The organism is Psychroflexus halocasei (genome assembly GCF_900107595.1).
Lineage (GTDB): Bacteria > Bacteroidota > Bacteroidia > Flavobacteriales > Flavobacteriaceae > Psychroflexus > Psychroflexus halocasei.
The window spans coordinates 134380-148258 of the sequence record NZ_FNQF01000006.1 but is presented as its reverse complement, the minus strand read 5'-3'; the positions used below and the strand labels follow the sequence as shown (position 1 = coordinate 148258).

Genomic DNA, 13879 nt, shown 5'->3' with positions numbered 1-13879 from the left:
ATTTTTACAGGTTCACTAAACAATGAAACACAAGCTTTTTATGCTTGCAGCTTTACTGATGTACAGTTTTGCCAGCAACGCACAAAACCTCAAACTTAGAGGCGACGTTCTAGATTTAGACGATCAGCCACTTTACGGAGCGCACATCTATTTAGGCGACAAAACAGAAACAACAAATGATAAAGGTTTTTTTGAATTTAATTCTTTAAAACAGAAACCATATAGACTGACAATCAGCCACATCGGCTTTGAAGTTATAGACACAATTATTGAGTTAAAAAGAGATTTAAAATTAAAATTTAATCTCAAAGAAGATGCTTACGATTTAGAACAAGTTTTAATAACTGCTCAGAAAAATCAACGCCAAACGGCAAATACACAAATTGTTGAAGATGATTATCTGAAACAAGAATACACTGGCTCATTAGCAACTTCCATGAGCAAATTACCCGGCATCAATGCGATGGAAATCGGCGCGGGAACTTCAAAACCCATCATCAGAGGTTTTAGTTTAAACCGTGTTGCTGTTGCCGAAAATGGCGTTAAACAAGAAGGCCAGCAATGGGGCGCCGACCATGGTTTAGAAATTGATGCTTTAGCAATTGACCAAATGGAAATCGTAAAAGGTATTGGTGCCATTGAGTACGGAAGTGATGCTATTGGCGGACTTTTAAAAATTAACAGTTTAAAAGCGCCTAAAGAAAATGGCTTGAAAGCTGACATTTTTGGTATTGCAAAATCAGTAAATCAAACCATAGGAACCTCAGCAGGTTTATCTTATAAAGCTGACAAAATGTTCTATAAAATTCATTTTACAGCGATGGATTTTGGTGATTACAGTTTGCCAACTGATGAGATTAATTATCTGAATTATGACATCCCGATTTATAATGAAAGACTGAAAAACACGGCTGGTCATAAAATGAATTGGTCTGGGCAAGTTGGTTACCAAGGCGAAACTTTTGAAAGCGCGATACACGTCAGTAATGTTTATCAAAAATCAGGATTTTTTCCTGGCTCTCACGGCATTCCTGATATTGAGCGAGTTCAGCCAGATGGCGATAGAAGAAATGTTGGTTTTCCTTATCAAAATGTGAATCACTTTAAAGTTTTGAATGATACACGCATGCGTTTTGAAAATGCTGAACTTCAAGTTTTATTAGGATTTCAGGACAACCACAGACAAGAGTGGAGTTTATTTCACACGCATTACGCATCTCAAGAACCACCTAAAGTCGATCCTGATTTAGAGCTAGATTTCAGACTTAAAACTTATGATGCACAAGCAAAATTAGATTATACTTTTACTGAAAAACATTCAGGAAAAATCGGTGTGCAAACCAAATGGCAAGACAATAAGATTGATGGTTATAATTTTTTATTACCAGCTTATCAAACCAACAGTTTTGCTGCTTTTTACAAACATCAATTTCGTGCGAAAGATAATTTGCTTTTTGATTTTGGCGTTAGATTCGATTATAGCTCTATTGATATTGAGCGTTATTATGATGAAAACCTCTACGATTATTTAATCAATAAAGGGTCAACCTCAGCTGAAGCAAATAAGTATGCGTTGAGAAGTCCAGATTTGGACAGAGATTTCAGTAGTTTTAATGCAATGGCTGGTGTGGCTTATGATTTTGATGATCACTTCAGTATAAAATCAAACTTCGGGACAAACTTCAGGTTGCCAACTGCAATTGAATTAGGCGCAAACGGAATTCATCATGGCTCATTCAGACATGAAAGAGGAAATAAAAATCTTGATGCTGAAAAATCTTTTGTCATCGATTTAGATTTAGAATACAAAACTGATGATTTCATCGCCAAATTGAGTCCGTATGCTTACTATTTCAGCAATTATATTTTCTTAAAACCAACTTTAGAGTTTTCAGTTTTACCGCATTCAGGTCAGATTTATAGCTATGAACAATCTGAAGCTTTATTAAGCGGTATTGAGTTAATGCTTGAAAAGAATTTCGATTTTGGTTTGCGCACTTTAGCTGTGGGTGAATATATCCGAAATCAGCAAATCACAGATTCAGGCAGCAGCGAATATCCTTTACCATTTACACCTGCAAACAATTTGTTTTTAGAAGTAGGCCAGCAAATTTTTAAAGAAAGTCAGAATTTGACTAAAACTGAAATTTATGTCAACTCTAATATCGCGATGAAGCAAGACAGAATTGCGCAAGGTGAGAAAGTTACGCCTGGTTATGAGATTTTTGGACTTGGTGCAAAATCAACTTTGAAAATCAAGAATTTTGAAATGGATGTCAACCTTAGTGTTACAAATCTTTTTAACACAGAATATTATAAACACACGAGTTTTTATAGAAGGTTGGAAATACCTGAATTTGGTAGAAACATTCAAGTGAATTTTAGAATACCTATCATTTAATGTTAGATATCACTAAACATATTTCATTTGCTTTTATCGCCTTAATGGTATGGATGCAAATTGTATTTACAGGACACTTTATTTGGATTGAACACGAATTTGATGCAGATCAACATTCTATCGCGTCTCAATTTATTGATAAGACGTTGGATCATCAATGTTCAGACTTTAACATCTCAAAACATTTGTACCTCGTTTTTTATAATTCTGTTGACTTCAATTTATCAATGGAATTTGTAAGTAAAAATTTATTCAAAAAGCTTGATTTTTATAAAAAGAAAAGATATGAAGCATATCAACTCAGAGCACCACCCTCAACTTAACAATAACTCAACTTTATTAAATAAAATCAATTATAAAAATTTAAATTCAATAAAAAATGAAAAAATACATTTATCAATCAATCGTTTTAAGTATCGCCATTTTATTCACTGCTTGTAGCAGCGATGACGATAATGGACTAGATAATGAAGTGCCAACAATTACAATTAATGTTCCTCAACAAGAACAACATTTTGATCTTGGCGGAAAAATTATGCTCAATATTGAGTTAGAAGATAATGTTTCTTTGGCCGCATATCGTTTAAATATACATCAGGCCTCAGATGGTCATACACATGGCGTTGTTACGATGAGCGAAGCTTGGGAGTATAATGAAAATTTTAATCTTGAAAATTCACCAAAAAACTACTTAGTTGAAAATGAAATCAGTATTCCTGCTGATATTGCAGAAGGTGAGTATCATTTTGGAATTATCGTTTTGGATAGTTCAGGAAATCAATCAGAAGCTTATGTAGATATCGAAATTGGCGACCACAATCACGAGCATTAAAAGTTAAGTTCAGCCGTGTTAGGCGAAAAAAGTCGGTTTGATATTCATCACAACCGGCTTTTTTGTTGTTATGAATTTAATCCATCAAACGTTGAAGGTATCCGTAATAATCTCCCTTTTTACCATCAATCTGAGATTTGAGTTCCGCTTTAGAAATCCATTTTTTTGATAAAGCAATTTCTTCTAAACAAGAAATTTTTAAACCTGTTCGTTTTTCAAGTGCTTTGATGAATTCTGTTGCTTCCGTTAAAGCTTCATGCGTGCCTGTATCAAGCCAAGCAAAACCACGATTAAGTGCTTGTAATTTCAGCTTTTTTTGTTCTAAATATGCAGCATTCACTGAAGTGATTTCAAGTTCACCTCGATGAGAAGGTTCAACCTTTTTGGCAATATCAATCACAGAATTTGGATAGAAGTATAAGCCAACAACAGCGTGATTTCCTTTAGGATATTCTGGTTTTTCCTCAATACTTAAAACATCTTCTTTATCATTTATTTCAGCAACTCCGTAGCGTCTAGGGTTCTCAACATGATAACCAAAAATAACAGCTTCATCGCTGCTTTCAACTTTTTGTTTTGCATCGGCTAAAATGCCTGATAAACCAGCGCCGTAGAAAATATTGTCACCCAAAATCAAACACACATCATCATTTTCAATAAAATCTTCACCAATCACAAATGCTTCTGCTAAGCCTTTAGGTTCTGCTTGTTCTGCATAAGAAAGCTTCATTCCGATATCACTTCCATCACCCAATAAATGTTTAAAATTGGGCAAATCTTTTGGGGTTGAAATAATCAAAACTTCACGAATATTAGCCAACATCAATACGGATAATGGATAATAAATCATCGGTTTATCATAAACGGGTAAAAGTTGTTTTGAAACCGCATGCGTTAAAGGATGTAAGCGCGTGCCTGAGCCGCCGGCTAAAATAATGCCTTTCATAAGATAAGATTTTGGTCTGCACGAAAATAAGAATTTATCCCTATTAATCGAGAATCCGCAAGACTTTATACTTCTGATTAAACTTTTCATCGAATTATAAATCTAAAAGTAAAACTAAATTTATGCGCTTATTAACTTTAGCATTTGTTCTATTTTTCGGAACTATTTATGCACAGGATGACTCATCAGATTCTTCTGATAAATTTGACAAAAAACTTGAAAAACTTAGCTCTCAAAAAGGTATGATTACCACTTATTTTGGTGAGAACAGTGAGCTGTTTTTTGAAATTCCAGAAAATCTTCTCAACAAAGATTTGTTGATGGTGACACGTTTGCGTCAACTACCTGCAAATTATTCTGCTTATAGAAATGCAGGTTCAAAAACTTCTGAACAGATGATTCATTTTCAGAAAAAAGGAAATAGAATTGACATGATTCAAGTCTCGACAACCAATATTGCAGATGATGATGATCCGATTTTAATAAGCGTTCAACAGAACAACTTCAATCCGATTTTAGCAAGTTTTAAAATTGAAAAAGAAGCTAACAATAGTTTTATCATTGATGTTTCAAAATTATATAATGACGATTCTCCTTCATTTAATATCATTGGCGAAAGACAAAAAAAAGAATACAAAATTAGCGGTGTTGATAAATCAAGAAGCCGAATTGATGAAGTAAAATCTTTTCCTAAAAATACCGAAATCATTCATACGCTAACTTATAAAGTTAACAAACCACCACGAGGTAATTCAGCAAATACTTTCACATTTCAGATCAATCACTCAATTATTGAATTGCCTGAAGATCTCATGCCTGTTCGTTATACAGATCCGCGTGTCGGATGGTTTTCTTTAAAGAAATACAATTATAGTTCTGATAAACTCAAATCTGACTCCTACACAATTGCGAAACGTTGGAGACTTGAACCAAAAGACAAAAAAGCTTATGCAAATGGTGAGCTTGTCGAGCCTGTCAAACCTATTGTTTATTATTTAGACCCGGCTACGCCAACCAAATGGATTCCTTATTTCATCAAAGGCATTGAAGACTGGAATAAAGCCTTTAATAAAATCGGTTTTAAAAATGCGATAATCGCTAAAGTTGCGCCAACTAAAGAAGAAGATCCCGACTTTAGTCCTGAAGATGTCCGCTATTCAACTGTGAGATATGTGGCATCAACCACACGAAATGCCGTTGGCCCGAGTGTTGCCGACCCAAGAACTGGCGAAATTATTGAAAGCGACATTATTTGGTATCATAACCATTTACGTTCTTACCGAAACCGTTATTTATTAGAAACTGGTGCTGCCAATCCTAAAGCAAGAACTTTGGATACTCCTGAAGAAGAAATCGGTGAGATGATGCGCCGTGTTATTTCTCACGAAATCGGCCATGCACTTGGTTTACCTCACAATATGAAAGCGAGTTCTGCTTATCCTGTAGATTCTTTACGTTCTGGAAAATTTACTCAGAAAATGGGTATCGCAGCAAGCATTATGGATTATGCACGCTATAATTATGTGGCACAACCTGGTGATGAAAATATTCGTTTTATCAGAAAACTTGGCGAATATGATATGTACACTATTGATTGGGGATACAGGTATTTTGATGGAAAAACACCAGAAGAAATCAAAGCTATTTTAAAAGCGATGGTTGACGGAAAAAGCATGCAAAAAATTTACATGTTTGGCGGCAGAAATAACGACCCAGATTCACAAACCGAGAATATTGGTGACGATCCTATCAAAGCAAGTCAATACGGTTTATCAAACTTAAAAATTGTGACTCAAAACCTTGAGGAGTGGACAACTCCAAAAGGAGAAAATTATGATGAGTTAGAAGAATTATACGGCGAACTTTTGTCGGTTTACAGACGTTACATTTATCATGTTTCATCAATGATTGGCGGTGTTCATGAAACATTATTAAATAAAGGTCAAGACGGAACACCTTACAAAGTTGTGAGTGAAGAAGAGCAGCTTCAAGCTCTTGCATTTTTAAAAGAAAATGTGTGGACAACACAGAATTGGCTAATGCCAGAAGAGTTGGTTTCTAAATTTTCGAGTCGAGGCACTTTAAATCGTGTTGTAGGGATCAATACATCTTTATTAAAACGCCTTTTAAGTACTTCAAAACTCAATGCGATGCTCAACAGCAATGCAACTTTATCTGGCAATGGATTGAATGTCATGAAACTGATGAAGACTTTATCAAAAGACATCATGGCCATCAAAAATCCTGATTTAGCTGAGCGTCAATTACAAGCGGCATTTGTGAATCATCTCATCGATTTAAGTGAAGATAAAAATTTAGCTGCTGAAGCAAAAGCTTATGTTGCAAAACACAAAAAAGATTTAATGAAAGACCTTGAGAGAAAGCAGAAAAACAACAATGATATTTTATCTGCACATTTCCTTTATTTGCATGAAGTCTTAAGAAAAGATGCAGAACAGTAATTTTTAAACTTAATAGTCAACAATATAAGCGAGGATGGAAATTCTCGCTTTTTTATTTTCTAATGAAATGTATTTCCTATTTAATAAATACCTGATAACATGATAGAAATCAGTCATAAAATAAGATTCTATTTATACTTTTAGCCTTTTAATCTTTTTACTATGACAGACTTAGATATTGCAAAATCCGTTCAACCAAAGCAAATTGCTGAAATTGCTAAAAAAGTAAACATCCCTTTTGACGATTTAGAGCTTTACGGTAAGTATAAAGCAAAACTTCCGCACACACTGATCGATGAAAAAAAAGTGAGCAAAAGCAACCTTGTTCTTGTCAGTGCTGTATCGCCAACACCAGCAGGTGAAGGTAAAACCACGATTTCCATCGGCTTAACTGAAGGCTTGGCCAAGATCAAGAAAAAAGCAATTGCTGTTTTGCGTGAACCTTCGTTAGGACCAGTTTTTGGTATCAAAGGTGGTGCAACTGGTGGCGGATATTCACAAGTTCTGCCAATGGAAGATATCAACTTACATTTTACAGGCGATTTTGCCGCGATTGAAAAAGCCCACAACCTTCTGGCTGCAATTATTGATAACAACATTCAAAGTAAAACATATTCGTTAAACATAGATCCGCGTACTGTTAAATGGAAACGTGTGATGGATGTTAACGATCGTGCTTTAAGACAAGTGATTGTTGGTTTAGGTGGAAATACAATGGGAATTCCTAGAGAAACTGGCTTTGATATCACTGCTGCTTCTGAGGTGATGGCGATTTTATGTTTATCAAAAGACCTTGAAGATCTCAAAAAGCGTCTCGGAAATATTTTTGTAGGCTATACTTATGATAAAAAACCAATCTATGCCAAATATCTCAAAGCACAAGGCGCAATGGCCGCGCTTTTAAAAGATGCTTTAAAACCTAACCTTGTCCAAACACTCGAAGGTAACCCTGTCATTATACATGGCGGTCCTTTTGCCAATATTGCGCAAGGAACCAACACTGTTATGGCAACAAAAATGGGAATGAGTTTAGCTGATTACACAGTGACTGAAGCTGGTTTTGGTTTTGACTTGGGTGGTGAGAAATTTTTGGATATCAAATGTCAAAGCGCTGATCTCAAACCTAAAGTTGTTGTGTTAACAGCGACAATTCGTGCACTCAAATATCATGGTGGTGCTCACTTAAAAGAGTTAACTTTTGAAAATTTAGAAGCTTTAAGAAAAGGCTTACCAAACTTAGAAAAGCACCTTGAAAATGTTTTAAAATTCAACTTAAAACCTGTCATTGCAATTAATAAGTTTAAAACTGACACAAATGCTGAAATCAAAATTATAGAGGATTTTGCTAAAGAAAACGGCTATAAAGTCGCCATTGCCGATGTGTGGGCAAAAGGTGGCGAGGGCGCAATTGACCTTGCCAAAGCTGTCACTGAAGTGGTTGAAGACAACAAAACCAACTTCAAACCTTTGTATAAATGGGAAAGACCTGTTGAAGAAAAAATCTTGACTATTGCTAAAGAAATTTATGGCGCATCGGCAGTTGAATACACCGCTAAAGCCAAAAAAGATTTGAGAACAATTACAGATTTACACTTGGATAGATTGCCGATTTGTATGGCAAAAACACAAAAATCTCTAACCGATGATCCTAAGAAAATCGGTCGGCCAAAAGATTTTACAATTACCGTGAGAGAAATAGAAATCGCTGCAGGTGCAGGTTTCTTAATTCCAATTACGGGAACGATGATGCGCATGCCTGGTTTGCCAGCTCATCCAGCATCTGAAAAAATAGATATTGATAAGGACGGCGTAATTACAGGATTGTTTTAGTCAATTGTTTATATATTTAGAAAAGCCATGGTATTTTGACGTCGTGGCTTTTTTATATGAGATTTTTATTGATTTTTTGTAAATTTATCAACCATTTAAATAAAAATGAGCAAAATACTAATCTGAAATCATGAAAAATCTTGTTATAATATTACTTGCTTTTGTTTCTTTTTCATGCTCTTTAGATGATGACAATAGTCCTGTTGAGAATCAAGAATATCTGGATGAATTGTTGGGAAGATACGAACTCAAAGCAGCCTATCTTGAAAACCCAATCGATTTGAATGGTGATGGCATTGAAGGTACCAATCTTTTTCAAGAAGTTGAATATTGTAATATGTCAAAGCACTTAGAATCATACTGGGCAACCATAATTGATAGAAATATTCAATCTTTAAATTTTGATATTCCCTATTCCGATCATTATAACAATTATGAAAACTACACCAATTGTTTGAGGCATAAAGGTGTTTTCAGAGAATTAAACATTGATTCTCAAAATGAAAGTGTAACACTGGTGCCTAATCAATATGAGGAAGACTTTATGCTAGAATTCCAAGCGAAGCTTATTGATTTTTCATGGGAAAACAGAGTCATTTATTTGACTTTAGAAAAAGAGTTTTACACTCCAGAAGGAGAATGGGCAAATGTTATTCTTTATATGGAATATGAATGGGTCAGTGATAAAACTTAAGATAATTTAAGTGACAATCGCTTTAATCGATTGTTTATCTATTCAAAAAAGCCACGATATTCTTACATCGTGGCTTTTTTTATATGAGTTTTTTATTAATTTAAATAGTTACTTCGATTTGGCTTTTGCCATAAATTCTTCTGCTTTTTCAACCATCTTTTTGCTACCACAGAAAAAAGGAACGCGTTGATGCAGCTCAGTCGGATTGATATCTAAAATACGTTGATAACCATCAGAGGCTTCTCCACCTGCTTGCTCTGCAATAAATGCCATTGGATTACATTCATAAAGTAAACGCAACTTCCCATTTTTTGCCTTTGCGGTATTAGGATACATATAGATTCCGCCTTTAATCATATTTCTATGAAAATCAGAAACTAAACTTCCGATGTAGCGTGATGTATAAGGTCTGTTTTCTTCCTCGCATTCTTCTTGGCAATATTTGATATAATCTTTGACGCCTTGCGGAAAATGCACATAATTCCCTTCATTGATGGAGTAAATATTACCATCATCTGGAAACTTCATATCTGGATGTGATAAATAATAAGTTCCAATGGCTGGATTTAACGTAAATCCATTAACACCATGACCTGTGGTGTAAACCAACATTGTTGATGTTCCGTAAATGATGTAGCCTGCCGCGACTTGCTGATTTCCTGGTTGTAGAAAATCATCAATTTCAACAGGTTCTCCTATTGGAGATTTTCTCCTATAAATAGAAAAAATTGTTCCGACAGAAACGTTCACATCAATATTTGAGCTACCATCAAGCGGATCCATGAGCACAACATATTTATTGTCGTGCGCTTTATTTTGACCTTGAATGGTGATATAATCATCGTTTTCTTCAGAAGCAATTCCGCAAACGATTTCGCGATTAATTAAAGTTTCTATAAAACGATTATTAGCGTAAACATCAAGTTTTTGCTGATCTTCGCCTTGAATATTAGTATCACCAGCTTTTCCGGTAATATCGACAAGTCCTGCTTTGTTCACTTCGTGGTTAACAACTTTAGCAGCTAAACGAATGGAGTTGATCAGCCTTGAAAGCTCACCTGAGGTATATTTAAAAGCTTTTTCGTGTTCGATAATAAACTCGCCTAGAGTTTGATTGGTATTAGGTGTCATGAGACAAATGTTGTGATTTGCACAAAAATAGAAAAAAAGCTTATTTAACGTCTCATAAAGAAAGCTATTTATTGAAGTCTTTTATTTTTGTATAAAATCTTATGCCATGGAATTTAAAATTCGCCTTGCTAAAAAATCCGATATGCCAGCAGTTCTTGATTTAATCAACGAACTTGCTGCTTTTGAAAAAGAACCAAATGCCGTTGAAGTGACTGTCGATCATCTTGAGAAATATGGCTTTAGCGAGCATGCACTTTTTAAATGTTTTGTAGCTGAAACGAATGATGAAATTGTTGGTATGGCGTTATTCTATCCACGTTTTTCAACTTGGAAAGGCGAAACCATACATCTTGAAGATTTGATTGTTAAAGAAAAACATCGTGGCAAAGGCATAGGAAAAGCACTATTAAAAGCTGTCATTATGTATGCGCAACGTCATGAAATTAAACGTGTAGAATGGGTGGTTTTAGATTGGAATACAAGCGCGATTAAGTTTTATGAAAATTATGGTGCCATCGTTCATAAAGAATGGCGAACAGTGCAGCTCAACGAAAAAGAAATCAGAAATTTTAAAGCTTAATCATGCAAATATTCAAATTTGGTGGTGCTTCTGTTAAAGATGCTGATGCTGTTAAAAACCTTGTTCAGGTTTTAAAAACAACAGGCACATCTCGAAAAATGCTGGTGATTTCTGCTATGGCAAAAACTACAAACGCACTAGAACGTATTATTGATTTATATTTTAAAAAGGATAAAGATTTAGCACTTGCCATTAGCAACCTCAAAACTTTTCATCTTAAGATTTGTCAAGATTTGTTTCCTTCAAATTCACATCCTGTTTACCAGAAAATTGATTCTTTTTTTGAAGATTTAGCTGTTTTTTTGGAACACAATAAATCGCCAAATTATGATTATGTGTATGATCAAATCGTTTGTTTAGGCGAGCTTGTGAGCTCAACAATTGTCAGTGAATATCTCAATGAAGTTGGCTGTACCAATACCTGGCACGATTGCCGAAATTTGATTAAAACCAATGAAGAATTCCGTGATGCTGAAGTAAATTGGGAGGAAACTCAGCAAAACATTACAACTTACATCAACACTGATTTACTCAATATTTCTCAAGGTTTCATCGCTTCTGATCATGATAATTTCACAACAACTTTAGGCAGAGAAGGTAGTGATTACTCGGCTGCTATTTTTGCCTATTGCCTCAACGCAGAATCTTTAACCATCTGGAAAGATGTACCTGGCGTGCTTAATGGCGATCCTCGCGTTTTTGAAAACACAACTTTGCTCGATCAAATTTCTTATGAAGAAGCGATAGAACTTGCTTTTTATGGCGCATCAGTGATTCATCCGAAAACATTGCAACCACTTCAAAGAAAGGAAATCCCTCTATACGTGAAAGCTTTTTCAAATCCTGAAAGAAAAGGAACTTGCGTCAGAAAAGGTGAAAAACTGATTCCGAAAACGCCTTGTTTTATCGTGAAGAATGATTTGATTTTACTCTCTTTGGCGAGTTTAGATTTTTCTTTTTTCGTCGAAAAAAACATCGCTGAAATTTTTGCATTGTTTGATCAATATCAAATAAAAGTCGATTTAATTCAAAATTCTGCGATCAGCTTTTCTGTTTGTGTAAGTAATAAATTCAACACCATTGATGAACTCATTTCTGTTTTAAAAGCCAAATTTAAAGTTACTTATAACAAAAATGTGTCTTTATTCACCATCAGACATTTTGATGATGCTGCCGTCAAAGCCATTGAAAAAGACAAAGAGATTTTGCTGAAACAATATACCAGAGAAACGGTTCAGCTTGTTGTAAAATAAATTTTTAAGTAAGTTGGAATTACTTCTTAGATGATTTTTCAGTCTTTGGAAAAGCTTTTTTATTAAAAACCAGTAGCAAACCAAAACCTGTGCTAATTGCCATATCGGCTATATTAAAAACGGGTTCGAAAAACACAAAACGCTCGCCACCCCAAATCGGAATCCAATTTGGCAAAATACCATCATAAAGTGGAAAATAAAGCATATCAACCACTTTTCCCTTTAACCATTCGCCATAAGGTTCATCAGCAAAAAGAGTCGCCACTTGACCGTAGCTATCATTAAAAATCACACCATAAAAAACCGAGTCGATGATATTACCTAAAGCACCAGCGAAAATAAGTGCAATGGCCCAAAGCAAAACTTTTGGCGCTTTCTTTTGCACAGAACTCCATAACCAGTAGCCAATACCAACAATAGCAACAAGTCTAAAAACCGTCAGAATCAATTTGCCATGTGTGCCAGGGATTTTTGCGCCCCAAGCCATGCCTTCGTTTTCGATAAATAAAATTTTAAACCATGAAAAAACTTCAACGGCTTCACCCAATTGAAAATTTGTTTTGATATAAATTTTCGAAATCTGATCAACCAGAAGAATCAAAATAATGATAAAGCCTGCTTTTTTTAAGCTCATTTTTTAAAATTTACCTGCAAATGTAAGCTAAAAATTTAAATTTTATGATGTTGACTTCTTGAAGTGATTCGCCACTTTATCAACAATAGTTTGGGCGAGTTTGTATTTGCTTTCTTGCGTCCACCCTGCAATATGTGGTGTCAAAATCACTTGCTGTGATTGCGTGAGGTATTTAAAATCTTCTGGGAGTTCTTGTTCAGTAAAAAAATTTTCAAAAGATGATTTTTCAAACTCTAAAACATCTAAACCTGCTCCTAAAATTTTTCCTGATTTTAAAGCCTTAACCAAATCTTTGGTGACAACAGATTTTCCTCTTGCAGTGTTGATAAACCAAAAATTCTTTTTAAAAGCAGCGATAAATTCAGCATTGACCATGTTTTTAGCAAGTTCTGTCAGTGGCGTGTGCAAACTCAATACATCAGCTTTATCTTGTAAAGTTTGGAGGTTGACTTGTGCGGCATTATCGTCGGCAATGTTTTCTTTGAGATCATAAAAAATCACTTCACAATCAAAACCGCTGAGGACTTTTGCAAAAGCTTTTCCCATATTGCCATAACCGATGAGACCGATGGTTTTTCCTTCAATTTCTAAACCTCTATTAGCTTCGCGTTTCCAAACTCCTTGCCTCACCTCTTGATCTGAAATCCTGATGCGATTAAATAAATTTAAAAGCAAACCCAAACTGTGTTCACCCACTGCATTTCTATTGCCTTCTGGCGCATTAAAACATTCAATACCGAGCTCTGCCGCCGCAGAAAGATCTATGTTTTCTAAACCAGCGCCAACACGACCAATAAATTTGAGTTGTGTAGCTTTTTGTAAAATAGTAGCATCTAAAGGAAACCGACTACGAATAATCAAGCCTTGATAATCTTGTATTTTGGCTTCAATCTCTGTTTTGGAGCTTTTATAATCCATGTGGTTTTTAAAACCGAGTTGAGCTAAACCTTCAGCTAATGCAGGATGATTCTCATCGAGATGTAAAACTTTCATAAACGCTATTTTTAGCAAATATAAGAGCTTCGCTTTTGAAAAATGAAAACTGTTTATAAAATTAAATTACTACTTCCTAACTAGCAAAGTGATAAGGTCGAATTTTAGTAAATTAGAACTCAA

12 protein-coding genes are annotated in these 13879 nt (G+C 34.9%); 8 read left to right on the top strand and 4 right to left on the bottom strand.

Annotated features, from left to right (window positions below; genetic code table 11):
• Window positions 1-22 precede the first annotated feature (22 nt).
• Genes BLV84_RS08955 through BLV84_RS08945 form a run of 3 tightly spaced genes read left to right on the top strand, consistent with a single transcriptional unit; the run spans window position 23 to window position 3233 of the window.
• Window positions 23-2401, top strand: a complete 2379-nt coding sequence (locus BLV84_RS08955; RefSeq protein ID WP_093244333.1) for a TonB-dependent receptor — start codon at window positions 23-25, stop codon at window positions 2399-2401.
• Window positions 2401-2724 carry a hypothetical protein gene (locus BLV84_RS08950; protein ID WP_093244332.1) on the top strand — a complete coding sequence of 108 codons (324 nt, stop codon included), beginning with the start codon at window positions 2401-2403 and terminating at the stop codon, window positions 2722-2724. Before BLV84_RS08955 ends, BLV84_RS08950 begins: the two co-directional genes overlap by 1 nt.
• A gap of 56 nt (window positions 2725-2780) precedes the next feature.
• Entirely contained in the window at window positions 2781-3233 is a 453-nt protein-coding gene (locus BLV84_RS08945) for a DUF4625 domain-containing protein (protein WP_093244331.1), read from the top strand.
• A gap of 76 nt (window positions 3234-3309) precedes the next feature.
• Here the strand turns inward: BLV84_RS08945 and rfbA are convergent, their stop codons facing one another.
• The gene (gene rfbA / locus BLV84_RS08940) at window positions 3310-4179 is read right to left on the bottom strand and encodes a glucose-1-phosphate thymidylyltransferase RfbA (RefSeq protein WP_093244330.1); all 870 of its coding nucleotides are present in this window, start codon (window positions 4177-4179) and stop codon (window positions 3310-3312) included.
• 122 nt (window positions 4180-4301) lie between these two features.
• Here rfbA and BLV84_RS08935 point away from each other — a divergent pair, with 122 nt between their 5' ends.
• From BLV84_RS08935 to BLV84_RS08925, 3 genes are all read left to right on the top strand, one after another.
• Window positions 4302-6641 (top strand): zinc-dependent metalloprotease, encoded by a 2340-nt coding sequence (locus tag BLV84_RS08935; RefSeq protein ID WP_093244329.1) that lies wholly within the window; start codon window positions 4302-4304, stop codon window positions 6639-6641.
• 162 nt (window positions 6642-6803) lie between these two features.
• Window positions 6804-8471 carry a formate--tetrahydrofolate ligase gene (locus BLV84_RS08930; protein WP_093244328.1) on the top strand — a complete coding sequence of 556 codons (1668 nt, stop codon included), beginning with the start codon at window positions 6804-6806 and terminating at the stop codon, window positions 8469-8471.
• A 130-nt stretch (window positions 8472-8601) separates the two neighbouring features.
• The gene (locus tag BLV84_RS08925; protein ID WP_093244327.1) at window positions 8602-9165 is read left to right on the top strand and encodes a hypothetical protein; all 564 of its coding nucleotides are present in this window, start codon (window positions 8602-8604) and stop codon (window positions 9163-9165) included.
• Window positions 9166-9273: 108 nt separating this feature from the next.
• Here the strand turns inward: BLV84_RS08925 and fbp are convergent, their stop codons facing one another.
• Complete coding sequence (gene fbp, locus BLV84_RS08920; protein ID WP_093244326.1) at window positions 9274-10296, bottom strand: class 1 fructose-bisphosphatase; 1023 nt, start codon at window positions 10294-10296, stop codon at window positions 9274-9276.
• A 106-nt stretch (window positions 10297-10402) separates the two neighbouring features.
• Between fbp and BLV84_RS08915 the strand changes: the two genes are divergently transcribed.
• A complete protein-coding gene (locus BLV84_RS08915) occupies window positions 10403-10876 on the top strand; it encodes a GNAT family N-acetyltransferase (RefSeq protein WP_093244325.1) in 474 nt (157 codons plus the stop codon).
• A 2-nt stretch (window positions 10877-10878) separates the two neighbouring features.
• Complete coding sequence (locus BLV84_RS08910; RefSeq protein WP_093244324.1) at window positions 10879-12129, top strand: aspartate kinase; 1251 nt, start codon at window positions 10879-10881, stop codon at window positions 12127-12129.
• 19 nt (window positions 12130-12148) lie between these two features.
• On the opposite strand, the gene BLV84_RS08905 is transcribed toward BLV84_RS08910, so the two are convergent.
• Both BLV84_RS08905 and BLV84_RS08900 read right to left on the bottom strand, forming a co-directional pair.
• Window positions 12149-12763: a lipoprotein signal peptidase gene (locus BLV84_RS08905; RefSeq protein ID WP_093244323.1), complete on the bottom strand. Its 615-nt coding sequence runs from the start codon at window positions 12761-12763 to the stop codon at window positions 12149-12151.
• A 42-nt stretch (window positions 12764-12805) separates the two neighbouring features.
• Window positions 12806-13756: a 2-hydroxyacid dehydrogenase gene (locus tag BLV84_RS08900; protein ID WP_093244322.1), complete on the bottom strand. Its 951-nt coding sequence runs from the start codon at window positions 13754-13756 to the stop codon at window positions 12806-12808.
• Window positions 13757-13879 lie beyond the last annotated feature (123 nt).

What these genes read in the sequence shown, in the direction of transcription:
- BLV84_RS08955 (WP_093244333.1), top strand. Translation starts at nt 23, where the DNA reads ATGAAACACAAGCTTTTTATGCTTGCAGCTTTACTGATGTACAGTTTT.
- BLV84_RS08950 (WP_093244332.1), top strand. Translation starts at nt 2,401, where the DNA reads ATGTTAGATATCACTAAACATATTTCATTTGCTTTTATCGCCTTAATG.
- BLV84_RS08945 (WP_093244331.1), top strand. Translation starts at nt 2,781, where the DNA reads ATGAAAAAATACATTTATCAATCAATCGTTTTAAGTATCGCCATTTTA.
- rfbA (WP_093244330.1), bottom strand. Translation starts at nt 4,179, where the DNA reads ATGAAAGGCATTATTTTAGCCGGCGGCTCAGGCACGCGCTTACATCCT.
- BLV84_RS08935 (WP_093244329.1), top strand. Translation starts at nt 4,302, where the DNA reads ATGCGCTTATTAACTTTAGCATTTGTTCTATTTTTCGGAACTATTTAT.
- BLV84_RS08930 (WP_093244328.1), top strand. Translation starts at nt 6,804, where the DNA reads ATGACAGACTTAGATATTGCAAAATCCGTTCAACCAAAGCAAATTGCT.
- BLV84_RS08925 (WP_093244327.1), top strand. Translation starts at nt 8,602, where the DNA reads ATGAAAAATCTTGTTATAATATTACTTGCTTTTGTTTCTTTTTCATGC.
- fbp (WP_093244326.1), bottom strand. Translation starts at nt 10,296, where the DNA reads ATGACACCTAATACCAATCAAACTCTAGGCGAGTTTATTATCGAACAC.
- BLV84_RS08915 (WP_093244325.1), top strand. Translation starts at nt 10,403, where the DNA reads ATGGAATTTAAAATTCGCCTTGCTAAAAAATCCGATATGCCAGCAGTT.
- BLV84_RS08910 (WP_093244324.1), top strand. Translation starts at nt 10,879, where the DNA reads ATGCAAATATTCAAATTTGGTGGTGCTTCTGTTAAAGATGCTGATGCT.
- BLV84_RS08905 (WP_093244323.1), bottom strand. Translation starts at nt 12,763, where the DNA reads ATGAGCTTAAAAAAAGCAGGCTTTATCATTATTTTGATTCTTCTGGTT.
- BLV84_RS08900 (WP_093244322.1), bottom strand. Translation starts at nt 13,756, where the DNA reads ATGAAAGTTTTACATCTCGATGAGAATCATCCTGCATTAGCTGAAGGT.